Below are 24,954 nucleotides of genomic sequence, written 5' to 3' on the forward strand. Positions count from 1 at the left end.
CACTTTCAACGTTCTCGAAGCGGCCGTCCGGTTCGGGGTGAAGCGCTTCGTCAACATCTCGAGCGAGACGGTCCCCGGTTTCTTCTTCCCGGAGCGGGATTTCCTGCCCGACTACGCCCCGGTCGACGAGGAACACCCGGTCCACCCGCAGGATCCCTACGCCCTGTCCAAGCACTTCGGCGAACAGCTGATGAACGCTGCGGTCGAGCGGTCGGACATCCGTTGCATCTCCCTGCGCCCGAGCTGGGTTCAGAACGAAGGCAACTACGAGCAGAACCTTGGGCCGCAGGTGCGCGACGCCGCGGTGCTCAGCCCGAATCTGTGGAGCTACATCGACGTCTATGATCTGGCAGACGCGATTGTGCTGGCCACCGAAGCCGACCTGCCCGGGCATGAGGTTTTCTACATTGCCTCACCGGACAACGTCGGTGGACGGGACTTCGGCGAGATCCTGCACAAGTACTACGGCGACACGATCGAGCTTCGACCAACTGATCGGCCTGACTCCTCGGGAATCTCCAGCGCGAAGGCGCAGCGCATGCTCGGCTGGACCGCGAAGCGGTCGTGGCGCGACTACCTCGACGCCGACGGCAAGGCGCTTCCGCGCGGCTGAGCACAGCCCGTCAGCACCACGCTGCCCGTGCTAGTGCCGGGCGATGGACTCGACGCCGTGCAGCCGCCCGCGAATGAACGTGTTGGCGTGGGCGGCCAGGTCGCCGGAGTCCTGCCAGAGGTTGCGCCAGATCCCGAGCATCCGGCTCAGGTCCTCGTTGACGACGGCAGAGGAGAACGATTCGAAGACGACGGGGCCGTCGTAGTCGATTCGCGCCAGAGCGCGGAAGAAGGAGTCGAAGTCCACGGTGCCCGAACCCAGGTACCCGCGGTGGCTCTCGCCGATGTGCACGTAGCCGAGCCGGTCGGCGGCGTCGAGCACGGGGGAGAACAGATCCGATTCCTCGATGTTCATGTGATACGTGTCGAGGTGCACCGAGACGTTGGGGTGGTCGACCTCGTCGAGGAAGGCCAGCGCCTGGCGGCCGGTGTTAAGCAGGTTTGTCTCGTAGCGGTTGACGACCTCAAGGGACAGGTGGATGCCGAGGTCTGCCGCTCGCCCGGCGAGCCGGTTCAGGGCGGACGCGCTGGACGCCCGTCCGGCGGCGCTCGCGGGCTCCATGTATTTCTTCATCGCGCTGTAGATCACGCCGCACAGGTGTGTTCCGCCCATCGCGTGCACGATCTCGAGGCAGTCGGTGAGCATCCGCTCGCCGGCGGCTGCCACGGCGGAATCGGGACTCGTTAGGTCGGTTGATTCGCTGAGGCCGAGTGACGCGGTCGACGCGAGGTCATAGTCCTGCAGCAGGCGCGCGGCCAGCTTGCGGTCGAATCCGGCCGGGTCCATGAGCGGGATTTCGATCAGATCGAAGCCCGCTTTCTTGGTTTCGCGGATGGCGTGGGTCAGACCCATTTCGTCGAAAGACCCTGTAAAAACAAGGGCGTGGGCGCCAATCTGCATGGGAAGTCTCGCTTTCGTTGGGGATTCGGGAGTGCTGGTGCGAGGCCGCTCGGATTCACATTGTTACCATTCGGAACGCATAGATACATTAGGATACAACTTGTACCGCCGGTCAAATGATTTCGCAGATTGGTCGGATCTTTGACGTTTTTCGTGGCATGATCATGCTCACGCGTTTTTCCAAATCCATCCTCCGACGAAGTAGGTGAGTGTGTGACAACCCAGCTTTTGAAAGTCAGCGGGATCAGCAAGAGCTTCCCCGGCGTGCAGGCGCTTAAAGACGTTCAATTCGAACTGAACCGAGGCGAGGTTCTCACCCTCGTCGGGGAGAACGGGGCGGGTAAGTCCAGCCTGATGAAGATCCTGTCCGGGATTTACTCGAAGGACTCCGGCAGCATCGTTCTCGAAGGCCGTGAGGTCGAGATCGACAGCCCCAAGGCTGCCCAGGAACTGGGCATCAGCATCATCCACCAGGAGATGAACCTGATGCCGCACCTCACGGTGGCGCAGAACATCTATATCGGACGCGAGCCGAGGAGCGGGCTGTTCGTCCGGGCACGTGCCCTGAACCTTCTCGCCTCCGAGCTTCTGACGCGCCTGGGGATCGACCTCGACCCGCGGGAACTCATTGAGAACCTCACGGTGGCCAAGCAGCAGATGGTGGAAATCGCCAAGGCCTTGTCGTTCGACGCGAAGGTGCTCATCATGGACGAGCCCACCTCCGCCCTGACCGAGGCCGAGACGGAAACCCTCTTCGCCCTGATCGAGGACCTCAAGAAGACCGGAACCGGCGTGATCTACATCTCGCACCGGATGGACGAGCTGCGCCGGCTCTCCGACCGGGTCACGGTGCTGCGCGACGGTGCCTACATCGGCACGCTCGACAAGGCCGAGATCGACATCCCGACCATCATCGAAATGATGGTGGGCCGCCACATCGAGGAGGGCGCTCGGCCAGAGGCGCGCCAGCACGCACACGACGACGTCGTGCTCAAGGTCGAGGGGCTGAACACCCGCCACCTCCTCAAGGACATCAACTTCGAGCTCCGCCGGGGCGAGATCCTCGGTTTCGCCGGGCTGATGGGCGCGGGACGAACCGAGGTCGCCCGGGCGATCATCGGAGCCGACCCGTCCGAGGGCACGGTCATCCAGATCAACGGCAAGCCGGTGAAGATCTCGCAGCCCTCTGAGGCGGTGGCGCACGGCGTCGGCTACCTCTCCGAGGACCGCAAGTTGTTCGGGCTCCTGCTCGAGCAGGACGTGAACACGAACATCCTGCTGGCCTCCCTGGCGGACTACACGAACCGTTTCGGCTTCGTGAACACCGATAAGGGCAAGCAGACGTCCCGGGACTACGTGAAGGCACTGCGGATCAAGACGCCATCGATCCACGCAACCACGAAGAACCTGTCGGGCGGCAACCAGCAGAAGGTCGTCATTGCCAAGTGGCTGGCGCGCGACTGCGACATCCTCATCTTCGACGAGCCGACCCGAGGGATCGACGTCGGGGCCAAGGAAGAGATCTACCGGCTGCTCAACGAGCTCGTGGCGCAGGGGAAATCAATCATCATGATCTCCTCCGAGCTTCCCGAGGTTCTGCGACTCTCCCACCGCATCGTCGTGATGGCGGGCGGCCGCATCACCGGTGTTCTCAATAACGAAGACGCCAGCCAGGCGAAAATCATGGACTACGCAACCCGCATGGGCGACGAGAAAGAGCAGTGAAGCAAATGAACGCATCTCCTGTGACGGAAAAGTCCCCCCTGAAGCCCGATGGGCGCGCCGCGGGTTCGACCAAGAGCTTCCTCCGGGCCAAGCTCCAGCAATCCCTCGCCTTTGCCACCCTGGTCGTCCTCCTGGCCTTCTTCTCCCTGGCCAACGACGCCTTCTTCACCTGGAGCAACATCTCCGGAATCCTGCTGTCGACAGCGGTGATCGGGATCCTCGCCCTGGGTACGACCTTCGTGATCATCACGGGCGGTATCGACCTGTCCATCGGAACGGGCATGACGCTCGCCTCGGTGATGACCGGGATCTTCCTGGTGAACATGCAACTGCCCCTGGTCGTGGGCGTGCTCGGCGGCATCGCGACCGGAGCGCTGATGGGCTTCATCAACGGGTTCAACATCGCCGTGCTTCGGCTCCCCCCGTTCATTGCCACCCTGGCAATGATGCTCATCGCCCAGGGCCTCGCGCTCGTCATCTCCGGCGTCCGCCCGATCTACTTCAGCAGCGTCGAGGGCTTCCGGGACATCGCGCTCGGCACGCTCGTCCCCGGACTGCCCAACGCCGTGCTCATCCTGTTCGCGCTCGCGGGAGCGGCCTACCTCGTGCTGAGCAAGACGATCCTGGGTCGGTACACCTTCGCCATCGGCAGCAACGAAGAGGCGACCCGGCTCTCCGGGGTCGACACCCGCAAGTGGAAGATCATGATCTACACAGTGGCCGGCCTCTTCACCGGAATCGCCGGCGTCGTCATCGCCTCCCGGCTCAACTCGGCCCAGCCGCAACTCGGCGCCGGGTACGAGCTGCAGGCGATCGCCGCGGTGATCATCGGCGGAACCTCCCTCCTGGGCGGCCGGGGGTCGATCATGGGGACCCTGATCGGCGCCCTGATCATGAGCGTGCTCATCAACGGCCTGCGCATCATGTCGATCCAGACCGAATGGCAGAACGTGGTGGTCGGCGCCGTCATCCTGGTCGCCGTCTTCACCGACGCGCTCCGCCAGCGCAGGGCCGGCTCCTAGGCCGCGCCGCGGTCGCCCAACAAGCCAGGAAGAGCTGCGTTTCCCGAGAGGCCGGGCAGCCCTTCCTCAACCGATCCTGAAATCGGTTACATCCCCGAGAATACGCGTTAGGTAACGATCCTGTATCTGCATGTATTATCGCTGTGTTTGGCCGCTCGAAATCGATATCGTGGCGGTGTCAGCTGTGCTGCTGGCCGCCGATCAAACAATGGAGTTACTCGATGAAAACAGGTAAAAAGGTCGCGTTCGTCGCCGCCGCTGCCGCGGTTGCGCTCATGCTGGCCGGCTGCTCGACGAGCGCCGGGTCCACCGACGACAGCGCGAACGGCGGCGGCGACGAGCTGTACATCGCCCTCGTGTCCAAGGGCTTCCAGCACCAGTTCTGGCAGGCCGTCAAGACGGGTGCGGAGAGCAAAGCGAAGGAGCTCGGCGTCAAGGTCACCTTCGAAGGCCCCGCCTCCGAGACCGAGGTTGACAACCAGCTGCAGATGTTCCAGGCCGCGATCGACAAGAAGCCGGATGCCATCGGCTACGCCGCTCTCGACCCCGAAGCCTGCATCCCGTTGATGGAGGCGGCCGAGGCCGCCGAGATCCCCGTAATCCAGTTCGACGCGGGCTGCAACAGTGACTACCCGCTGAGCATCGCCAAGACCGATAGCCTCGGCGCCGGCGCACTGGCGGCCACCCACATGGCCGAACTGATCGGCGACAAGGGCGAGGTCGGCATTGTCGGCCACAGCCAGATCAACTCCACCGGTGTCGAGCGTCGTGACGGCTTCGTCGAGGAGATCAAGAAGAACCACCCGGACATCAAGATCGTCGACATCCAGTACGGCGACGGCGACCACCTGAAGTCGGCCGACATCGCCAAGGCCATGATCGCGGCGCACCCGAAGCTCAAGGGCCTCTACGGCACCAACGAGGGATCCGCCATCGGCATCGTCGGCGCTGTCGGCGAGCTGGGCCTCAAGGCCGGCGACCTGACCGTCATCGGCTTCGACTCCGGCCAGGCGCAGATCGACGCGATCACGAACGGCATGATGGCCGGAGCGATCACGCAGAACCCCATCGGTATCGGCGAGCAGACCGTGCAGGCTGCCTACGACGCCATCAGGGGCAAGACCCCGGAGAAGGTCATCGACACCGGCTTCTTCTGGTACGACAAGACCAACATGGAAGACGCCGAGATCGCTGCCGTCCTCTACAAGTAACACCGCGTCCTCCGCGAGGAGCGCACAAGCCAGAGCCCCTGCCCCGACTAGTCGGGGCAGGGGCTCTGGCTTGTCAGGTGGGGGACTAACGAATGGCAACATCCCCGCAGAGGTGCACGATGACGCCGAGTTCCTGGAACAGGGCGGCCTTGGCGAGCACGGCGCGATCGGCCAGGTCTGCATCGGGCGCGTAAGCGACCTGGGCGTGGTTGGCCTTGTGCCTGGCCATCAGCTGGTCGCGGGAGACGCCGTCGAGTACCGCGTGCATGATGGGCCACTGCGGGTCGGTCGCGTCGAGACGGCGCTGCGTCTCCTCCGCCGGGAGATCGGCCACGTGCCCCCGGCCGAGGTCGACGTGGAGCACCCCGTCCATGATGAACACCCGCGACCAGACGATCTCGCCCGGCTTCGACACCCCGCTCAGTGTTCCGCCGCCGAGGGGGAAGAACATCGCCGGCTGGCGCATGCTGTAGCTCTTGTCGTAACCCCCGTTGTGCGAGGCGGGGACCGAGCCCGAGATCTCAAAGACCCAGACGAACTCCCCGTCGTATTCCTCGCCCCAGCGAACGTCGTGCAGCGTGTTGGCCGGATCGAGCCCCATCGCCGTCCACACGCGATTGGTCACCAGGGCGTCCACGGCCACGCCCTCGTCGACCTCGTTGAAGTGCGGCAGCGCGAGCCCGGCATAGAGCTCACGGCCGCCGTCGCGAGAGAACACGGGGGGCCGCTCGACATTGTTCAGCAGGCCCTCGGCCAGGTCGCTGGCCGGAACGAGGTCCTTCAGCCCCTGCTGGTACTGGATTCCCACGGCATCGAGCCCGTAGTCGTCCGAGATGCGGAGCGCCGCGATGTACATCTTGAACTGGCTGCGCACCTGGGCGGGGGTGAGTTCCGTGGCCTCGTCCTGGCCGAAATGGAAGGTGAAGCCGGCGGCATCCAGCCAGGACTTGATCTCGTCGGCCTCTGAATCGCTGACCCGGTTCATTTCGGCGTAGAGCGCGCTTTGCGAGAGGCGCTCCTTGTAGATGCCGAGCGGGTTGAGCAGTTCGTCGTCGATGATGGCGTTGTACATGCCCATGCAGCCCTCATCGAAGATGCCGATGATGGCCTTCTCCTGCTGGAGCTGCCGGGCGAGCGCGACGCCCAGCTCGACCTCGGGGCTCGCCGGGTCGAGGGCGGGGAGGTCGCGCACGTGGCTCTGGTCGTGCTCGATCGCGCCGGTCTCGAGCCAGGACCGCAGCTTGGCAACGGCCCACTCATCCGTGAAGTCCTTGCTCCACAGTGCCGAGTATGCCACACCGGCCTTGGTGAGGCTGCCGGTGAGGTTGAGCAGGCCGACGAGGCCGGGATAGTCGCCGGCCCAGTTCGCGACGACGAGGATGGGGCCGCGGTGGGACCGCAGGCCGGCCAGGACGTGGTGGCTGTACTGCCACACGGCCTCGACGACGACCAGAGGCGCGTCGGCCGGGATCGTCTTGAAGACTTCGATGCCCATGCGCTGGCCGTCGATGAAGCCGTGACCCTTGACGGGGTCGACGGCGTGCCCGCGCTGCACGCCCCAGCCCAGCGCCTCCACGGCCGCAGCGAAATCGGTCTCGAGGCGCTGCTGGGTCGGCCAGCACTTCTCGTTCGCGCTGTGCCGGAGGTCGCCGCTGGCCACCGTGACGATTGTGTGCTCGGGCGCCGGTGCCTGGCTGAGGGGGACGGGAAGGGTGTAGCTGGTCATTCGATGCGTCCTTCTTTTCATTCGATCTACTGGTGGGCTGGTTGCGGGGTGCCGAGTCGCGCCTGCCGGATGGCGAGGGCGTGCGAGATCCGGCGGGTTGCCGGGTAGAGCGCCAGGTACAGGGCATACAACTCGTCGTACTCGGCGGTCCTTTTCGGCTCGGGATGGCGGATGTCGGCCGGCGGATTCCACGCGTCGATGTCTATATCGGCGTCGGTAACGGTCGACGCCGCGAGGAAGGCAGCCCCGAAGCTGGCGCCGACGGTGGTCGTGGGAATCACCTGCGGAAGCCCGGTCACGTCGCTGACGATCTGTGTCCAGAGCGAACCCCGGGCGCCGCCGCCGACCGCCACGATCCGCTCGATCGTGCCGCCGGCGGCCGTCATCGCTTCGATGTTGTGCCGCACTCCGAATGCCGTCGCCTCGAGTGCGGCACGGTAGAGGTCGCCCGCGGTATGGGAGAGCGTGAGCCCCGCGATCAGGCCGCGGGCGAGCGGATCCTGGATCGGCGTGCGTTCGCCGGCGAAGTACGGCAGCATGAGGAGGCCGCCCGCGCCGACGCCGGATTCGTCGGCGAGGGCGAGAAGCTCGGTGAAGTCCCCCGCGGCCAGCAAGTCCCGGAGCCATCCGGTGATGGCTCCGGACGTCGCCATTCCCGCTGCCAGGTTGTGCGTTCCGGGGAACGCGCCCACCGTTCCCCACAGCCCGGTGGCCGAGAGCGGGCCGGGCACGGTGTTGATGAGAAACATCGTGGTGCCGTACATCAACATGAGGTCGCCCGGACGCTGGGCTCCGACGCTGACCGCCTCCGACCAGGCGTCGATCGTGCCGGCAATGACCGGGATGCCGACGGGTAGCCCGGTTTCGGCCGAGGCCGCCACCGAAACGCGGCCGCCCACGTCGCCCGGCCAGCACAAGTCGGGCAGGCCGATCGGCCCGGCCAGGGGGCGGGCCCAGGGCTCGAACCAGGCCTGAGAACCGGCGTCGTAGAGCGGCGTGCACTGGCTAGCGGAGTGATGGTCGAGCCGATATTCCCCGGTCAGGTTCCAGAGGAGCCAGGAGCTGGGCATGAACAGGCGCCTCGCCTGCGCGAAGGTGTCCGGTTCGTGCTCGGCCAGCCAGGCCAGTTTCGGGCCGACCGCCTGGGTCGACAGTGCCGAGCCGGCGCGGGCCATGACGGCGTCGTCTCCGCCCAGCGTCGCCGTGAGGGCCGCAATCTGCTCGATTGCGCGAGTGTCAACGCCGTACAGGATGGCCGGCCGCAGCGGTGCGCCATCGGCATCCGTGAGCAAAACGCACGGTCCCATACCGCTCACGCCGACGGCTTGGACCGTGACGCCTCGTTCCTCGAGGAGCTCGCGGGTGATCTCGACGAATTCCCGCCACCAGAGTGACGCATCCATCTCCACCCAGCCCGGCTGGGGGCGGGACGCAGCGTGGGCACGGGTCGCGGTGCGGAGTACCCGGCCGTCCATGGTTACCAGTACGCCCTTGCTGCTGGAAGTGCCGATATCCACGCCGATGACCGCACTTGTGCCCATGCCCCCAGCGTTGCAGAAATCGATTTCAGGGTCAAGTGACCGAGCGGTCGTCCGAGCCGGGATTGTTGGACAGGACGAGGGTTCGAGCCGGTTGGTCGTCGCCCTCGAGGCGCTCGAGCAAAAGCGAAGCGGCCCTCTCGCCGAGGCGCCGCGCGGGCAGCGGGATGACAGTCACTCCGATCGGAGGCTGCACCAGGAAGGGCAGATCGCCGAAGACGGCCACGCCGATTCGTGGTGGTGTCAGGCCGTGCTCGGCGAGAATCTGCAGGGCTCCGACGCTCATCAGGTTGTTGGCAACGAACACCGCATCGGGCGGCGTCTCCATGGCCAGCAGATCGGTCATGGCTGCGCGTCCGCCGGCGACCCGGAAATCGGTGTAACGCAGGTAACCGCCCGGGTCCCCGCCGTTCTCGCGCACGGCCTCGTGCCAACCCTGCGCCCGCCGCTCGGCGGTTTCCACCGTGCTCGGCCCGGTGATGCAGGCAATGCGCTCGAAACCCTGGGCGTACAGGGCCAGCGTCGCGTCGCGTCCGCCCGCCACGCTGTCCAGTAGGACGCTGTCGATGTCATGGCCATGCGGGCGCCGGTCGACGGCGACGATCGGGCGCCCTCGACCCAGAAGCGGGGCCAGGTCCGCCTGCCCCCCGGCGGTGGCGAGGATGACGCCGGCCATGTTCTCCGAAACGGCGATCCGGAGGTACCGAGCCTCTTTTTCGGGATCATCGTCGGTGTTGCAGAGCACGACCGAGAAACCGGCGGCCTGGGCTACGTCTTCCACGCCGCGGGCAACCGAGGTGAAGAAGGGATTCTCGATGTCGGGGATGACCAGGGCGATGACCTCGGAGTGCTGCTTCCGCAGGCTCCGCGCCGTGCGATTCGGGGTGAACGACAGCTCTTTAGCGGCTTCACGCACCCGCTGCGCTCTCTCGGGTGACACCGCAATGCCGTTCAACACGCGCGAAACCGTCGCGGGGGACACTCCGGCCAGCGTCGCGACGTCGTAGATCGTTGACATTCTGCCAACCCTACCGATATCGCCTTGCCGGCGACGCCGGGACATCCCGCCGGCTAGCTCCAGGTGAGGAAGCGTTGGGCGTTCCTCGTGAGCATCCCCTCCACGACCTCGGAACCGATCCGGGTGCGAAGTTGGGGGAGGTAGCGCTCGCCGAGGTAGGCCAGCCCCGGCATGCCGCCGTAGGCGCTGTAGCGGCTTCGCCGTGCCACGTCGCCGCCGAGCAGGATATGGTCGGCGCCGCCGCCGGACACGACGGCTTCGGTGAGGTCGAGGAGCTCCGCGTCGCTGCGGGTGCGCGGCCTGGCCATGCCGTCGTAGCCGAGCCACGCACCGCGGGCGGCGAGGTCGAGGTGCAGGGCGGGGTTCGGGTCTCGGTCGGCGTGCGCGAGCAGCACGCGGTGCGCCGGGACACCGGCGGCGTCCAGCAGATCGAGCACCTCGTGGGCTGCGGTGCAGAACTCCAGGTGCACCATGACCGGCGCGCCGGTTGCAGCGTGGGCCAGGGCGACCGCTTCCAGGGTGATCCGCTCGAAGGGTGTGATCGACCAATAGCCGATTGCGGCCTTCAGCAGCCCGGCCCGAACGGGGCCGCTATCGGGCCCGGCCGCCAGGCCACGGTCCTGGTCTCCGTCCCGTCGGGGCATGCCCAGGGTCAGGTCGGCCAGGAAGGCACGCGAACGGGGCTCGGCAGGGAGGTCGCGCAGCCAGTGGTTGGCCGGGTAGTGGCCCTCGTGGTGCGCCCCCGTTGTCGCGATGACGCCGAGGCCGGACGCGAGGCTGATTCGGGCGACGGCCTCCGGGTCGCGGCCCAGGCCGATTGGCGTCGCATCCACCATGGCGTCGAAGCCGCTGGCGGCGAGCAGACACGCTTCCTGCCGGGACGATCCCTCGTCGTCCAACTCGTCGCCCGGGAGGAGCGGACTGACCTGGAACAGGTGCTCGTGATAGTTGACCCGGCCCAGCCGGGCCGGGTCAAGGTCGCCGAGAACCGTGCGCACCTGGTTCATCGGGAGGCCAGGGCTGCCTCGGAGAGCCGGGCGACGAGTTCCTCGGTCAGCCGGACCCCGAACACCTCAGCGATCACCCGCGACCAGCCGTGGATGAAGTAGCGCCAGCCGTCCACGACGACGAGGTCGGATGCCGTTTCCTGCGCTCGTGCCTGGCCCAGGAACTCGAGGGTTCCCCGGTAGTTGAACTCCCACACGTAGGACTGCTCCGGGAACCGCGTGCCGTCGGGCACGGGCGAACCGGGCCGGTCCTTGCCGAGGCCGCTGGCGTTGACGATGAGGCTGCCCTGCGGCGCGGCCGCGAACACGTCACGGGTGTCCGCGGGGTTAGCCGCCAGCACGTAACGGATGAGTCCGCCCGGGGTGCCGCGTCGCTCGTGGACTCCGCGCAGGTGGTCGAGTCGCTCCCGGCTGGTGTCGGTGACGACGATGAGTTCCGGCGCGTCATCGCGCTCGGCGAGGTTCCAGGTGAGGGCGGTGCCGGCGCCGCCCGCGCCCAGGCAGACCGCGTGGGCGCGCGTGCGCCCGAAGTGGTCGGCGGGGAGGAACTCTCCGAGGGCGAGTCCCGCCGTGATCGGGTCCTTCGCATGGCCGATGAGACGGCCGTCGTGCTTGGAGATGCTCGAGATCTCTCCGCACAGCGTGCTGAACTCGTCCAGCGAGTCGAACAGGTCGCTCGCCGCGGCGTAGAGCCCCATCTTATGGGTCGTGACGAGGGCGCCGCGATGGTCGGGGTCATCCCTGATCGCTTCGACGAGCCGCCGGTACTCCTGCGGCGTCGCGTCGACGGGGAGGTCGTGTCCGATCAGGGTGCGGGTGGGCAGGCCGAGGATCTCGGCCCAGATCGGGAAGACGTTCATGATCGACGACTGCGCCGTGCTGACGCCGACGAATCCCATGTAGCCGCTCATCCGCGGGCCCCGGCCGACGCGAATAGGCGAGCCTTGCGCTCGACCTCGTCGTACCGCCCCGAGGCGAGGTCGGCCCCGGAGACGAGGTCCCCGCCGGCTCCGACCGCGACCGCGCCGGCAGCGAACCAGGCGTCGAGGTTCTCGGGAGTGACGCCGCCGGTGGGCATGAGGGCCACGTCGGGGAACGGCCCACGCAGGGCCTTGAGGAACGCAGGGCCGCCCAGCGACGCCGGGAAGATCTTCACGACGTCGGCGCCGTATTCGATCGCGGCCATCACCTCGCTCGGGGTGAGTGCGCCGGTCAGGACGACGAGGCCGGTGGCCTTCATCGCTGCGGTGAGTCCCGGGCGCGTGCCCGGGCTGACCAGGAAGCGGGCTCCGGCAGCCGCTGCCATAGAGGCTTCCTCCGGGGTCGTGACCGTGCCCGCGCCGAGGTAAATGCGCTCGCCGTAGCGAGCGTCGAGCTCACGGATGACCGCGGGGGCGTCGGGGGTGGAGTAGGTGATCTCCAGCCCAAAGATTCCGCCGGCGACCAGTGCGTCGGCGGCGAGCAGGGCCGACTCGGCGCTGGGCGCGCGTACGACGGCGAGCACGCGGGCGTTGATAAGGGGGGCGAGGGTCATGGGGTTTCAGGCTTTCGTCAGAATGGGGTGGGGCGGGGCCTCGCCGGCGAGCACCGCGAGCAGGTTGGTCACGGCCATCGAGCCCATGTTGTCAACGGCTTCGACGGTCTGGGCGCCGAAGTGCGGCGTCACGATCACTCGCGCCGCAAGGTCGGCGGCAAGGAGCGGGGAGGCAGCTCCGCTCGTGTCTCCGACAAGAGTGTCGGCGCCGAAGCCGGAGACCAGGCCGGAGCGCAGGGCGGCGGCGAGGGCGTCTTCGTCGACCAGTTCAGGCCGGGCGGTGTTGATGACCACCAGCCCGGGGCGGGCCGAGGCCAGCCAGTCGCGATCGACTATCGTGGCGCCCCCGGGGGAGTGCAGGGTGACGATGTCGCATTCTGCAGCCATCCGGGCCAGGTCGAACGGGGATGCCCCGGCGGCCTCGATCTGTTCGCCGGACATCCACGGATCGTGGGCCAGGATCCGCGAGCCGAATCCGCACAGTCGCCGGGCGACTCCCTGGCCGATCCGGCCGAAGCCGACGATCCCGACTGCCAACGAGCCGAGTTCGCGGCCGCGGAGCACCGACCAGTCGCCGGCGCGCACCCGGCGGTCGCCTTCGGTCGTGCCGCGGAGCACGGCGAGCATGAGGCCGACCGCGTGGTCGGCAACGGCCGCGCTGTTCGCTCCGGGAGTGTTCGTGACGATGATGCCCCGGTCGCGGGCGGCTTCCAGGTCGACCGCTTCGAAGCCGACCCCGTAGCGGGCGACGACGCGCAGCAGCGGCGCGGCGTCGAGGTGTTCGGCGGTGACCGGACCGGTGCCGGCGATCCAGCCGACGGCCGTCGCAAGCAGCGGGCGCAGCGCATCCAGCGCGTGGTCGGACGGTCCCGTCTCCACGGTGTGGCCGCGCTCGGCGAGGCGCGCCACCAGGTCGACGGATCCCGACGAGAACGAGCGGCTGGTGGCGAGGATCGATCCCATCAGCGACCCGCGCGCTTCGCGAACCAGGGTTCGAGGCTCTCGTAGCCGTCGACGAAGACGGCATGGCGAGTGAGGTAGTCGGAGTGGCGCCCCGAGTCCGGGGTGAATTCCGCCGTGACCTCGGAGAGGTCGCGGGCGGCGCCGAACCCGTCGACGAGCCCGAGGCCGACCGCCGCGGTCACCGCGGCGCCCAGGCTGTTGGCTTCCTCGACGATGGTGCGGCGACGCACCGGCAGTCCCCAGACATCCGCCATGATCTGCAGCCAGACATCGCTCGCGGCGCCGCCGCCGATCGCGTCGATCCGGTCGAGCGTGGCACCCGATTCGCGGAACGACTGGAGGCAGGTGAGGAGGTTGAAGGCGACGCCCTCCAGGACCGCGCGGGTCATCTCCGCACGGCCGTGATGACGCCCGATGCCGATGAATGACCCGGTGGCATTGGGGTTCCAATAGGGCGAGCGCTCGCCGAGGAGGTACGGCAGGAAGTAGAGCCCGCTCGAGGAGGCGTCCGCGGTGGACGCATCCGCCACGAGGGCCGACAGGCTGGCGCCGGACGGCTCGGGGGTCAGCAGTTCCGACACCCATTGCAGCGCGGCGCCGCCGGCCTGCATCGTCGCGGTGGGAACGTAGCGGCCCGGCACGACGTGGTCGAAGGTCATGGTGCGCATCAGGGGGTCGTAGACGGGCGTGTCGCTGGCGAACGAAATCCAGGACGAGGTGCCCAGGGAGACGTAGGCGCCGTCCTCCGGGACCACGATCCCGGCGCCGACGGCGGCGACGGGGCCATCGCCTCCGCCCATGACGACCCGGGTGTCCCGGCTCAGCCCGGTGGCGTTGGCCGCGTCAGTGGTCAGCCGGCCGACGATGGCCGTCGATTCGAGCACCTCGGGGAAGATCGATGCATCGAGGCCCGCGGCGGACAGCATCTCCGCTGACCACATTCCGCGCCCCTGATCGTACGCGTTGGTGGCGGAGGCGTCCGACCGGTCCGTGGCGAGGCGCCCGGTCAGCCGGTGCACGACGAAGTCCTTGGCGACGCAGAAGTGGCGGACTCGCTCGAAGGTCTCCGGTTCGTTGTCGCGCACCCACATGATCTTTTCGAGCGAGTAGGTGGGATTGAGGCGGTGGCCGAGCAGCGAGTAGGCCCGGTCCTGGCCGATGATGGCCTCGAGCTGTGCCGTCTGGGCCGCGCTTCGGGTGTCGGCCCAGATGATCGCCGGGCGCACCGGCTGGAAGGCGGCGTCGAGGAGGACCGCGCCCATCATCTGGCCGCTCACGGTCAGGCCGGTGACGACCGCCGGATCAACGCCCGAACGCGCGACGAGGGAGCGCGTGGCCTCGACGACGGCGTTCCACCAGTGCTGCGGGTTTTGCTCGGCGACGCCGCCGTCAGCGAAGCGCGCAGGGTAGGCCACGGTGACCGCCGTCACGAGGCGCCCGTCGTCGTGGTGAAGCGACGCCTTGTTTCCGGTCGTGCCGAGATCGTGGGCGATGATCACGAGGGTCAGCCTTCGACGTAATCGACGAGCTCAACACCGTCGGCGCCGCTGAGTGCCCGGAGGCCCATGCCGTGCTCGAGCACCCACCCGTAGTCGTGGCCGGCGCCGCCCGGGTAGACGGCGAGAAAGGAATACGGCTCGTCGCCGATGTTGACGCTGCGGTGCGCCCAGCCCGGCGGCATGTAGCCGATGGTACCGGGGGTCATCTCGACCCAGCGGGTTTCGGTGCCGTCGAACATGAGCAGGCCGCCGCGGCCGGAGATGCCGAGATAGATTTCGCCCTGGTGATTGGGGTGCTGGTGGCCCTTCGTCATCCACAGCTCGCCGCCGGTCGTGCCCGGCTGGATTGTCGTGATCGACTGCGGAAGCTCGCGGTCGATTTCCGGTACCGGCGAGGAGATGACGGAGTAGACCACCGGGTCGCCGTCGGCGACCGCCTTTTCCCACGCCTCGTGGTCCCGGAACAGGCCTTCGAGATCGGACATGCGGCGGGTGAGCGTGGGCCCTTCCGGGCTGAGCGTCCCCGCTGCCTGGTCGAAACGGATGCTCATCGGGGGCACGGGCACTGCGTGGTACTGGGACACGGCGGTCTCCTTGGTTTAGAGTCAGCTGCTTTGCTGCCCTCTCAGACTACCTGTACTTACAGGTGACATGTAATTACAGGAAGGTCAGAGCGTGGGCGGGGGAGCCTCGGCCCCCTGCAGGCCCGTGTGGCGCAGGGATGCGGTGCTCTCTTCCGTCGATGACGCCCGGAGCTGGAACTCGAATCGGCTGCGATCGCCACGATGGTAGGCGACGAAGTACTCCATCGGCCGGTCCGTCTCGTCGTAGCTGACGCTCTTGAGCACGAGCAGTGCCTGCCCGGCGCCGACGGCGAGGAGGGCCCCCTGCGCGGCGTCGGCCGATGTGGCCTCGGCCGAGCGCATGCCGCGCACCGCGCGGATCCCGTGCGTGGCCAGCAACGCATAGAGGGACTGGTCGCGCAGGTCGTCGTGGAGCACCAACGAGCCAACCTCGTGCGGCAGGTAGGTCGTGGTCCAGGACCACGGTTCGTCGTCGACGTACCGGAGTCGCTCGATGACGACGACGGGGGTCCCAGGGGCGACGCCGAGCGCATCCGCGACGTCGTCCTCGGCGGGAATGGTCTCCTGCCGGCGAACGTCGCTGTGCACGTGGCCGCCGCGCGCGGCGACCTCTTCGTAGAGTCCCGTGAGCGTGTGGACGAGGCTTTCGGCGGTCTTCTGGTGAGCGACGAAGGTTCCCTTGCCCTTGACCCGTTCGATGACCCCCTGGTGCTCGAGCTGCAGCAACGCCTGCCGAACGACCGTGCGGGAGACGCCGAACCGCTCGCAGAGCTTGTGCTCGCCGGGCAGCAGGTCGCCCGGTCGCATGCCGAGCCGGTTGATGTCCTCGATGATCCGGCGCTTGAGCTGGTGGTACATCGGTACGGGCGCCTTGCGGTCGATGTCGCGGGCCCCGGACTGTCCGGTGAGGGCGGGGGTGTGTGAGTGGGCGGCCATTGTGTCTTCCAGGTCTTTCGTTGCCTCGGTGGGCGATATCAGTATGCGACGCCGGCGTGCAGGATGACGTTGGCGTAGGGCGTGTACTCGCCGGAGCGCACGAAGGCGCGAGCGTCGTGCGTGAGTTCCTTGAATTCCCGGTGGGGGACGAGCGTGATCGCGATACCGAGCGGGTCGAGTCGCTCGCGGAGCGCGGACAGGACCTGGGGGCTGCGCTGTTCGATCTCCGCGGACGCCGTGGCGCCCTCGATGACGAGTTCGGCGAGGACCGTGTCGAGCACGTCCAGGAAGGCGGGAGCGCCGGGGCGGTAGGCCAGGTCGACGCGCTCGGAGCCAGGAGGGATCGGGAGCCCCGCATCCGTCACGACGATGAGGTCGGTGTGCCCGGTTTCCGAGATCACGCGGGAGAGCTGGGGGTTGATTGTGGTGTGCGTGCTCCGCATCAGGCAAGCGCCTTCTGTGCATCGAGCAGGGCGTCGACGTCGGCCCGCCCGGGCAGGCTGGGCGAGGCTCCGCGCTTGGTGACGGCCAGCGCGCCCGCTGCGATGGCACGGCTGATGGCCTCCGGGAGTTCGTGGCCGAGCGCCAGCGACGCCCCGAGGTAGCCCGCGAAGGCGTCCCCGGCGGCTGTCGTGTCAACGGCGGTCACCGGGATGGAATCGAACGCCACGACGTCTCCGGCGGACACCAGGACGGCGCCGGCCGCCGCCATCGTGATCAGGGCGTAGCGCGCTCCGCGGTCGGTGAACCAGCGGCCGGCCCGAACGGCGGAGTCGCGGTCATGCACGACAATCCCGGTGAGGATGCTCGCCTCGGTTTCGTTGGGGGTGACGATGTCCACCAGCGGCCAGATGGCCTCATCGAGTTTCGCGGCCGGGGCCGGGTCGAGGACGACCGTCAGCCCGGCGTCGTGGCCACGGCGAATCGCGTACTGGGTGAGCGCCCAGGGGATCTCGAGCTGGGTGAGCAGGACCTTCGACGACGCACCGCGTTCGGCGAACGCCCTGTCGATCTGGGCCTCGCTGAGCGAGGTGTTTGCCAGCGGCACCATCACGATGTCGTTTTCTCCGGAATCGTCCACCCGGATGTGGGCGATCCCGGTCGGGCCGTCCACCATCCTGACGTGGTCGATGTTGACGCCCGCGGCGCGGAGGCCGTCGGTGACGAGCCCGCTGAAGAGGTCCGTGCCGACGCAGGCGACCATGTGAGCGGTCCCGCCGGCGAGGCCGGCGGCCACCGCTTGATTGGCGCCCTTGCCGCCGAGGACGAGCGTGAATTCATCGCCCAGGATGGTTTCCCCCCGGGCCGGGAGCCGCTGGGAGAACGTGGTGAGATCGGCCGTGATGCTTCCGACGATCAGCACGCCACCGGAGGAGGACGCCGACGACTCTGTCTGGCTCATTCTTGCCTTTCGCAGGCGAAGAACGCCCGTCACGGGGTCGTCGCCTGCGACGCCCCTTCTGCCTGTAATTACATTAGCCGACAGGTAGGACTAGGGTCGGTTCGTCGGTGGATCGCATCGACGATAGTGTGACCTGCCGATCGCCCCGGGAAGAAAGCCAGCACCAGTGACTCGTGAACTTCGTTTCTATGCCGATAGCGCCAACGTCGAGGAGATCAGCGCCCTGCTGGCCGACGGGCTGGTGCATGGAGTCACCACGAACCCGACGATTCTCGAACGCGGCCGGCGGTCGGTCCGCGACATTCCGGAACTGTATGCCCGATGGGAAGCCGAAGGCGCCCGCGAAATCTTCTTCCAGGCCTGGGGCGACAGCGCGAAGACGATGATCGGCAATGCGGAACGCCTGGCCGCGCTCGGGTCGCGCGTCGTGGTCAAGGTCCCGGCGACGCGCGACGGATTCACCACCGCGGCCGCCCTCGTTTCGGCGGGCGCGACGGTCCTGGTCACCGCCGTGTATGCGCAGGCGCAGGCCCTGGCCGCCGCTACGGTCGGCGTGAGGTACATCGCGCCTTACCTCGGCAGGTTGAACGATGCCGGGCGAGAGGGCGTTGCCGAGATCTCGGCCATGCAGTCGCTGGTCCAGGGCAGTGGCACGGACGTGCTCGCCGCGAGCCTGCGGACACCGGACGACATCGTGTCCCTGGCCGAAGTTGGCGTGCCCTTCTTCACCGCCGCGCCGGCGGTCATTCTCGCGGCGCTCTACAGCGAGGTCAGCGACCGCTCAGCCGAGGACTTCGAGGCTGCCGTGGCGCGCGGGTTGCAGGACTAAGGCCACCGACTCACGAACCGACGGCCGCGTCGCGCAGCCACTGCTCGACACCGGAAATGTGCACGATGGTCAGCGCCTGGGCGAGGTCGGCATCGCCTCGCTCGAGGGCGTCGACGATGCTCACGTGCTCGGCCAGCGTGCGAGCGACCGCATGCTCCTGGGTGAGGCCGCGCCAAATGCGCGCCCTGACGGTGCTGCTGGAGAGCGAGTCGACCAGGCTCGCCAGGTAGGAGTTGCCCGCGGCGGCAACGATCGCGCCGTGGAACTCGAGGTCGTGCTCGACGAGTCCCTCCACGCTGGTCGAGTCGCTCACCGACCTGATCTGGTCCCTCAGCTCGGCGATGGCTGCCGCATCCATCCGCACCGCGGCCAGCGCGACAGCGGCCGGTTCGAGGATTCTGCGCACCGCAAAGAGGTCGAGGATCGAGTTGTCGGCGTGGAGGTCCACCACGAACGAGAGAGCCTCGAGCAGCAGCCGCGGCTCGAGGCTGGTGACGTAGGTTCCGTCGCCGCGGCGCACATCGAGGACCCGGATGACCTCCAGCGCCTTGATGGCCTCGCGCATGGAGCTGCGGGACAAGCCCAGCCGCTCGCTGAGCTCCTTCTCCGGGGGCAGCCGGTCGCCCGGTCCGATCTCGCCCGAAAGGATCATTTCCTTGATCTTGAAGATCGCTTCATCCGTCACGGCCATGCAAAGATCCTACCTTTCGGGCCGGGCGGGCGCGGGCGCGCGGCGAGGCTAGGCGATCTTCTGCTGCTTCGCCACGACCGGCAGCAGGAGCAGCAGGCCGAGCAGAAGCACGAGCACGATGCCGAGGATGCCCCAGTACGTCTCGCCGAAGATCGTCACCATGAGTGCGAACGCGGTGGGTGCGAGGAAGCTGGCGGCGCGCCCGGTGGTCGCGTAGAGGCCGAAGACCTCGCCCTCGCGTCCCGCCGGGATGAGCCGGGCGAGGAACGTGCGGCTCGCCGACTGCGCCGGTCCGACGAAGAGGGTGAGAGCAAGGCCGGCCGTCCAGAACACGATCTGCCCCCCGTCGTGCAGGAAGAACACGAGCCCGCCGCAGACAATCAGGCCGACGAGGGCCGTCACGATGATCGGTTTCGAGCCGAGTCGGTCGTCGAGCGACCCGGAGATGACGGTCGCGATACCGGCCACGACGTTCGCGACGATCGCGAAGATGATGACCTCGCCGGGAGAGAAGCCGAAGACGGATGCCGCGAGTACGCCTCCAAAGGTGAACACCCCGGCCAGTCCGTCGCGGAAGACGGCGCTGGCAATGAGGAAGTACACGGTCTGCCGGCTGGTCCGCCAGAGCCGCGCAATGTCGTGGCCGAGCACCGCGTAGGACCGGAAGAACCCGACCCGGTCGCGCCGGGCGGCCGGCGGCGTGCGGTATTCGGGCACCCGGAGCAGCACCGGGAGGGCGAAAAGCCCGAACCAGGCGGCGGAGATGAGCATCGTGACGCGCACGGCCAGCCCGTTCTCGCTGGTCACGCCGAACAAGCCCACCTCGGGCTTGATGAAGCCGAAGTAGACGATGAGCAGCAGCACGATGCCGCCGAGGTAGCCCATTCCCCAGCCGAAGCCGCTCACCTTGCCGATCGTGCGCGGGGTCGAGACCTGGGCGAGCATGGCGTTGTAATTGACCCCGGCGAACTCGAAGAACACGTTTCCGGCCGCGACGAGGAACAGCCCGAGCAGCAGGAAGGCGGGCGATGCCTCGACGAAGAACATGGCCGCCGTCAGGGCGACGACGATGAACGTGTTCACGCCGAGCCAGAACTTGCGCCGGCCCGACGTATCGGAGCGCTGCCCGGTGACGGGGGCCAGCACGGCAATCAGGAACCCGGCGATCGCCAGCGCCCAGCCGAGCTGCGCCGAGATCACGTCCTTGTCGCCGAAGGCCGAACCGGTGATGTAGACGGTGAACACGAAGGTGGTGACGACCGCGTTGAAGGCGGCGGATCCCCAGTCCCAGAAGGCCCAGGCAACCACGTGTCCCCGCTCGGGCACGGGGTTGGCGTCGTTGTCGGCGATGACAAGTGGCTCGGTCATGCGATCAGGCTAGTGGCTGGGTCGCCGATCAGTGATAAAGCTCGGCGACGAGTTCGGCGAACACCTCCCGGGCGTCGCACGGGACCCGGCGTCCATCCAACTCAAGCCCGGGTATGAGCCCGAGTGAGCGCTCAACCCGCTGATTACTGCAGGGCCAGCACCGAGCCAAGGAACTCCGGATAACTCACGAAATACAGCACGCCGTCGCGGTGGTAGAGGGCCGGCGTGTAGTTGGGGTCGTAGTCCTTCGGCGCGGTCAGCGTGCCGGTGAACGGGGCGTCGCCTTCCGTGTATCCGGCGGCGAGCAGTTCCGCGCGCTTCGCGTCCCAGCCCGGCGCATCCAGGTCGACCTGCGCGAACCACACCCGCACGTCGCCCTCCGACTTTTCCCAGACGCAGGCCAGGCCGCCGGCGTCAATCATCGCCTGCATGGCTGAGCCGAGGGCGGACGTGTCTGCCGCGAGATCCATTCCGTCTGTGGCCAGCGAGGCGTACTCGGCGTCGGCCAGCACGGTGTCGCACGTCGCGCTTGCCGCGGGCGTCGCCGGGCTCGACGTTGGCGTTGCCGGTGGGATGGAGGTCGCCGGGCCACCGGCATCCGTTTGTGCTGTCGCGCAGCCGGTCAGGCAGAGGACGAGCGCGCCGGCGATCAGGCTTCCGTGTCGAATGTGCATGTGGTTCCCCCCGCTGACGGTGCCCGTTGGCCACAAACTATCGGTCACGGGGGCGCCGTGACCCGCGATCAGGATAACGATTGAGCCAGGGTGCGCCCGTCACGACGAAGTTGAGTCGTTCACACTCAACTTTCAGGCACGCGGCTTGACACTCATTTCGTTCCGCGTCACACTTGAGTCTGCAACGCTCAAGTTCGTGCAATCGGGTTGGGCAACATTTACTTTGAAGGAGAACGCACACATGGCTCGTGCAGTAGGCATCGACCTCGGAACCACCAACTCTGTGGTGGCCGTCCTCGAGGGTGGAGAACCCACCGTCATCGCAAACGCCGAAGGATTCCGCACGACCCCCTCGGTGGTCGCCTTCACGAAGGACGGTGAGGTGCTGGTCGGTGAGACCGCCAAGCGCCAGGCCGTCACCAACGTCGACCGCACCATCGCCTCGGTCAAGCGCCACATGGGCACCGACTGGACCGTCGCCGTCGACGACAAGAAGTACACGCCGCAGGAAGTTTCCGCGCGCATCCTGGCCAAGCTCAAGCGCGACGCCGAGGCGTACCTGGGCGACACCGTGACGGATGCCGTCATCACGGTCCCCGCCTACTTCAACGACGCCGAGCGCCAGGCCACCAAGGAGGCCGGCGAGGTCTCCGGGCTCAACGTGCTCCGCATCATCAACGAGCCGACCGCCGCGGCGCTGGCCTACGGCCTCGACAAGGGCAAGGAAGACGAGCTCATCCTGGTCTTCGACCTCGGTGGCGGAACGTTCGACGTCTCGCTCCTCGAGGTGGGCAAGGACGACGAGTTCTCGACCATCCAGGTGCGCTCGACCGCCGGCGACAACCGCCTCGGCGGCGACGACTGGGACCAGCGCATCGTCGACCACCTGATCAAGAAGTTCAAGGAGACCACCGGCGTCGACGTCTCGAAGGACAAGATTGCCAAGCAGCGCCTCAAGGAAGCCGCCGAGCAGGCCAAGAAGGAGCTCTCGAGCAGCATGTCGACGAGCATCCAGCTGCCCTACCTCTCCCTCACCGAGAACGGCCCCGCCAACCTCGACGAGACGCTCACCCGCGCCCAGTTCGAGAAGATGACCGAGGACCTGCTCGACCGCACGAAGAAGCCGTTCCAGGACGTCATCCGCGAGGCCGGCGTCAAGGTGGGCGACATCGCCCACGTCGTGCTCGTCGGTGGATCGACCCGCATGCCCGCCGTCTACGAGCTCGTCAAGGCCGAGACCGGCGGCAAGGACCCGAACAAGGGTGTCAACCCGGACGAGGTCGTCGCCGTGGGCGCCGCCCTGCAGGCCGGCGTGCTGAAGGGCGAGCGCAAGGACGTCCTGCTCATCGACGTCACCCCGCTGAGCCTCGGCATCGAGACCAAGGGCGGCATCATGACGCGCCTGATCGAGCGCAACACGGCGATCCCGACCAAGCGCAGCGAGACGTTCACCACGGCCGACGACAACCAGCCGTCCGTGGCGATCCAGGTCTTCCAGGGCGAGCGCGAGTTCACCCGCGACAACAAGAACCTGGGCACCTTCGAGCTGACCGGCATCGCGCCGGCCCCGCGCGGCATCCCGCAGGTCGAGGTCACCTTCGACCTCGATGCCAACGGGATCGTGCACGTGTCCGCCAAGGACAAGGGCACCGGCAAGGAGCAGTCGATGACCATCACCGGCGGCACCGCACTGGCGAAGGAAGACATCGAGCGCATGGTGCGCGAGGGCGAGGAGCACGCCGCGGAGGACAAGCGCCGCCGCGAGGCCGCCGAGACCCGCAACACCGCCGAGCAGCTCGCGTACTCGATCGAGAAGCTGATCAAGGAGAACGATGACAAGCTGCCCGAGGACGTCAAGTCCGAGGTGCAGGCCGACGTCGACGCGCTCAAGTCAGCGCTCGTCGGCGACGACGACGACGCCGTGAAGGCGGCGTTCGACAAGCTCAACGAGAGCCAGGGCAAGATCGGCGAGGCCATCTACGCGAAGAGCCAGGCGGATGCTTCGGCCGCTCCTGAGTCCGGCGCCGAACAGCCCGCCCCGGAGAACTCCGACGAAGACGTTGTCGACGCCGAGGTTGTCGACGACGAGGACGAAGCGAAGAAGTAATGGCAGACGACAAGAAGCGTCCGGAGGACGAGCCGGCCTCCGCCGAGGAGACCACCGAGGAGACCGTCGAGGAGATCATCGAGGCCGAGGTGGTGCCTGAGGGTGCCGCCTCGGCGGCCCCGGCCGACGGGATCGAAGAGGACGAACTCACGGTCCAGGACATCCTGGATGCCGCGGAGCGCGAGATCGCCGAACCGTCGAGCGAGCACCTCGCCGACCTCAAGCGCGTGACCGCGGAGTACGCCAACTACCGCAAGCGCACCGAGGCGAACCGCGAGGTGGAACGCGAGCGCATCACCGGCGAGGTCGTCAAGGTTCTCATTCCCGTGCTCGACGACCTCGGTCGCGCCGAGAGGCACGGAGATCTGGCGGGCGACACCGCGTTCGCCACGATCGCGGCCAAGCTCCGGGCGAGCGTCGAGCGCCTGGGCCTGAAGCCGTTCGGCACGGTCGGGGATCCGTTCGATCCGTCCATGCACGAGGCGATCTTCCAGCAGCCCAGCCCGGACGTCCAGACGGAAACCGTCGGCGACGTCGTCGAAACCGGGTACTACCTCGGCTCGAGCCTGTTGCGCGTGGCGAAGGTCGTCGTTCAGGTACCGAGCGATGGCTAGCCAGGACTGGTTCGATAAGGATTTCTACAAGGTCCTTGGCGTCTCCAAGGACGTCTCGCCGGCCGAGCTGAAGAAGGCTTACCGGAAGCTCGCCCGCAAGTACCATCCGGATGCGAATCCGGGCAATGCGGCGGCCGAGGCCAAGTTCAAGGAACTCAGCGAGGCGCATGCCGTCATCGGCGACGCTGAACAGCGCAAGGAGTACGACGCCGTGCGCGCCATGGGCGGTGGAGCACGCTTCACCGCCCCGGGCGGCGGCGGACAGGCCGGCGGGTTCGAGGACGTCTTCGGCGGCATGTTCGGTGGCGGTGGCGGGGGGCGCCAGCAGGGCTACAGCTTCCAGCAGGGCGGGTTCGACGACGTGCTCGGCGGCGTCTTCGGACGCGGCGGCGGCCAGTTCGGCACCTCCAGCGGCGGCTTCCGCGGCTACGGTGGGCCGAGCAGGGGCCATGACGTGGTCGCCACGGCCACCATCGACTTCATCACCGCCGTCCACGGCGACCAGATCACGCTGCAGACGCAGGATGGCCGGCCGATCAAGGTCAAGATTCCCGCGGGCGTGGCCGACGGCCAGAAGATCAAACTGCGCGGCAAGGGGCAGCCGAGCCCCGACGGTGGCGAGCCGGGCGACATCATGCTCACGATCACGGTGCGCAAGCACCCGGTCTTCGAGCGCGAAGGACTCAACCTGCGCGTCACCGTGCCGATCACGTTCGTCGAGGCGACCCTCGGCGCCACGATCGAGGTGCCGACGCTCGGCGGCCCCCCGGTCAAGCTGCGCGTCGCCCCTGGCACGCCCAGCGGCCGGGTGCTCCGGGTCAAGGGACGCGGGGTGACCACGCCCAAGGGCGTCGGTGACCTCCTCGCGGTCGTGCAGGTGGCCGTTCCGTCGCACCTGTCGAATGACGCCCAGGAGAAGCTCGAGGCGTTCGCCGAGGCCCTGCCCAGGGAAAACCCGCGTGAGGACCTCCTGGCGAGGGCGAAGGACTGACC

General features: G+C 67.6%; 24 protein-coding genes. 8 read left to right on the forward strand and 16 right to left on the reverse strand.

The features are described from left to right. The coding region (locus E3T33_RS13005; protein ID WP_134575481.1) for an NAD-dependent epimerase/dehydratase family protein at positions 1–613 on the forward strand (613 nt) is incomplete at its 5' end. A 30-nt stretch (positions 614–643) separates the two neighbouring features. Here E3T33_RS13005 and E3T33_RS13010 read toward each other — a convergent pair. After that, the gene (locus tag E3T33_RS13010; protein ID WP_241982945.1) at positions 644–1,465 is read right to left on the reverse strand and encodes a sugar phosphate isomerase/epimerase; all 822 of its coding nucleotides are present in this window, start codon (positions 1,463–1,465) and stop codon (positions 644–646) included. Between the two features lie 261 nt (positions 1,466–1,726). Between E3T33_RS13010 and E3T33_RS13015 the strand changes: the two genes are divergently transcribed. The 3 genes from E3T33_RS13015 to E3T33_RS13025 all read left to right on the forward strand — a co-directional run bounded on the left by E3T33_RS13015 (position 1,727) and on the right by E3T33_RS13025 (position 5,471). Continuing rightward, positions 1,727–3,238: a sugar ABC transporter ATP-binding protein gene (locus E3T33_RS13015; protein ID WP_092324100.1), complete on the forward strand. Its 1,512-nt coding sequence runs from the start codon at positions 1,727–1,729 to the stop codon at positions 3,236–3,238. A 5-nt stretch (positions 3,239–3,243) separates the two neighbouring features. Beyond that, positions 3,244–4,260 carry an ABC transporter permease gene (locus E3T33_RS13020; RefSeq protein ID WP_092324098.1) on the forward strand — a complete coding sequence of 339 codons (1,017 nt, stop codon included), beginning with the start codon at positions 3,244–3,246 and terminating at the stop codon, positions 4,258–4,260. A gap of 221 nt (positions 4,261–4,481) precedes the next feature. Then, the gene (locus E3T33_RS13025) at positions 4,482–5,471 is read left to right on the forward strand and encodes an ABC transporter substrate-binding protein (protein ID WP_092324097.1); all 990 of its coding nucleotides are present in this window, start codon (positions 4,482–4,484) and stop codon (positions 5,469–5,471) included. Positions 5,472–5,556: 85 nt separating this feature from the next. Here the strand turns inward: E3T33_RS13025 and E3T33_RS13030 are convergent, their stop codons facing one another. The 12 genes from E3T33_RS13030 to E3T33_RS13085 form a co-directional block, all read right to left on the reverse strand. Next, positions 5,557–7,197, reverse strand: a complete 1,641-nt coding sequence (locus E3T33_RS13030) for a fucose isomerase (RefSeq protein ID WP_092324095.1) — start codon at positions 7,195–7,197, stop codon at positions 5,557–5,559. A gap of 26 nt (positions 7,198–7,223) precedes the next feature. Next, positions 7,224–8,738 carry an FGGY-family carbohydrate kinase gene (locus tag E3T33_RS13035; RefSeq protein ID WP_092324094.1) on the reverse strand — a complete coding sequence of 505 codons (1,515 nt, stop codon included), beginning with the start codon at positions 8,736–8,738 and terminating at the stop codon, positions 7,224–7,226. A 31-nt stretch (positions 8,739–8,769) separates the two neighbouring features. Beyond that, positions 8,770–9,753, reverse strand: coding sequence for a LacI family DNA-binding transcriptional regulator (locus E3T33_RS13040; RefSeq protein WP_134475666.1), 984 nt, complete (start codon positions 9,751–9,753; stop codon positions 8,770–8,772). Positions 9,754–9,806: 53 nt separating this feature from the next. Further along, positions 9,807–10,760 carry an aryldialkylphosphatase gene (locus E3T33_RS13045; protein WP_092324091.1) on the reverse strand — a complete coding sequence of 318 codons (954 nt, stop codon included), beginning with the start codon at positions 10,758–10,760 and terminating at the stop codon, positions 9,807–9,809. After that, positions 10,757–11,671: a shikimate dehydrogenase gene (locus tag E3T33_RS13050; protein WP_092324089.1), complete on the reverse strand. Its 915-nt coding sequence runs from the start codon at positions 11,669–11,671 to the stop codon at positions 10,757–10,759. Before E3T33_RS13050 ends, E3T33_RS13045 begins: the two co-directional genes overlap by 4 nt. Next, a complete protein-coding gene (locus tag E3T33_RS13055) occupies positions 11,668–12,294 on the reverse strand; it encodes a bifunctional 4-hydroxy-2-oxoglutarate aldolase/2-dehydro-3-deoxy-phosphogluconate aldolase (protein WP_092324088.1) in 627 nt (208 codons plus the stop codon). Before E3T33_RS13055 ends, E3T33_RS13050 begins: the two co-directional genes overlap by 4 nt. Positions 12,295–12,300: 6 nt before the next feature. Then, complete coding sequence (locus tag E3T33_RS13060; protein WP_092324086.1) at positions 12,301–13,257, reverse strand: NAD(P)-dependent oxidoreductase; 957 nt, start codon at positions 13,255–13,257, stop codon at positions 12,301–12,303. After that, on the reverse strand, positions 13,257–14,756 hold the full coding sequence (gene xylB / locus E3T33_RS13065; protein ID WP_092324085.1) for a xylulokinase: 1,500 nt from the start codon (positions 14,754–14,756) through the stop codon (positions 13,257–13,259). The genes E3T33_RS13060 and xylB overlap by 1 nt, the downstream gene beginning before the upstream one ends. Positions 14,757–14,761: 5 nt before the next feature. Next, entirely contained in the window at positions 14,762–15,340 is a 579-nt protein-coding gene (locus E3T33_RS13070) for a glucose-6-phosphate isomerase family protein (protein WP_092324084.1), read from the reverse strand. 84 nt (positions 15,341–15,424) lie between these two features. Further along, a complete protein-coding gene (locus E3T33_RS13075) occupies positions 15,425–16,276 on the reverse strand; it encodes a GntR family transcriptional regulator (RefSeq protein WP_092324082.1) in 852 nt (283 codons plus the stop codon). Between the two features lie 38 nt (positions 16,277–16,314). Then, on the reverse strand, positions 16,315–16,719 hold the full coding sequence (rbsD, locus tag E3T33_RS13080) for a D-ribose pyranase (RefSeq protein WP_092324078.1): 405 nt from the start codon (positions 16,717–16,719) through the stop codon (positions 16,315–16,317). Then, entirely contained in the window at positions 16,719–17,678 is a 960-nt protein-coding gene (locus E3T33_RS13085) for a ribokinase (RefSeq protein ID WP_092324077.1), read from the reverse strand. Before E3T33_RS13085 ends, rbsD begins: the two co-directional genes overlap by 1 nt. A 166-nt stretch (positions 17,679–17,844) precedes the next feature. Between E3T33_RS13085 and E3T33_RS13090 the strand changes: the two genes are divergently transcribed. Then, on the forward strand, positions 17,845–18,507 hold the full coding sequence (locus E3T33_RS13090; protein WP_166784495.1) for a transaldolase family protein: 663 nt from the start codon (positions 17,845–17,847) through the stop codon (positions 18,505–18,507). A 10-nt stretch (positions 18,508–18,517) separates the two neighbouring features. Here the strand turns inward: E3T33_RS13090 and E3T33_RS13095 are convergent, their stop codons facing one another. The 3 genes from E3T33_RS13095 to E3T33_RS13105 all read right to left on the reverse strand — a co-directional run bounded on the left by E3T33_RS13095 (position 18,518) and on the right by E3T33_RS13105 (position 21,240). Then, the gene (locus E3T33_RS13095; RefSeq protein ID WP_092324074.1) at positions 18,518–19,198 is read right to left on the reverse strand and encodes a FadR/GntR family transcriptional regulator; all 681 of its coding nucleotides are present in this window, start codon (positions 19,196–19,198) and stop codon (positions 18,518–18,520) included. A gap of 48 nt (positions 19,199–19,246) precedes the next feature. Continuing rightward, positions 19,247–20,566: an MFS transporter gene (locus E3T33_RS13100; protein WP_092324072.1), complete on the reverse strand. Its 1,320-nt coding sequence runs from the start codon at positions 20,564–20,566 to the stop codon at positions 19,247–19,249. A gap of 143 nt (positions 20,567–20,709) precedes the next feature. Continuing rightward, a complete protein-coding gene (locus E3T33_RS13105) occupies positions 20,710–21,240 on the reverse strand; it encodes a hypothetical protein (protein WP_134575483.1) in 531 nt (176 codons plus the stop codon). A 241-nt stretch (positions 21,241–21,481) separates the two neighbouring features. Here E3T33_RS13105 and dnaK point away from each other — a divergent pair, with 241 nt between their 5' ends. The 3 genes from dnaK to E3T33_RS13120 are packed head-to-tail and all read left to right on the forward strand — an operon-like array spanning position 21,482 to position 24,952. Then, positions 21,482–23,347, forward strand: a complete 1,866-nt coding sequence (gene dnaK / locus E3T33_RS13110; protein ID WP_092324069.1) for a molecular chaperone DnaK — start codon at positions 21,482–21,484, stop codon at positions 23,345–23,347. After that, a complete protein-coding gene (locus tag E3T33_RS13115) occupies positions 23,347–23,961 on the forward strand; it encodes a nucleotide exchange factor GrpE (protein ID WP_134575485.1) in 615 nt (204 codons plus the stop codon). The genes dnaK and E3T33_RS13115 overlap by 1 nt, the downstream gene beginning before the upstream one ends. Next, positions 23,954–24,952, forward strand: a complete 999-nt coding sequence (locus E3T33_RS13120; RefSeq protein ID WP_092324066.1) for a DnaJ C-terminal domain-containing protein — start codon at positions 23,954–23,956, stop codon at positions 24,950–24,952. Before E3T33_RS13115 ends, E3T33_RS13120 begins: the two co-directional genes overlap by 8 nt. Positions 24,953–24,954: the final 2 nt, after the last annotated feature.

This window comes from Cryobacterium sp. TMT1-2-1 (assembly GCF_004403955.1).
Lineage (GTDB): Bacteria > Actinomycetota > Actinomycetes > Actinomycetales > Microbacteriaceae > Cryobacterium > Cryobacterium psychrotolerans.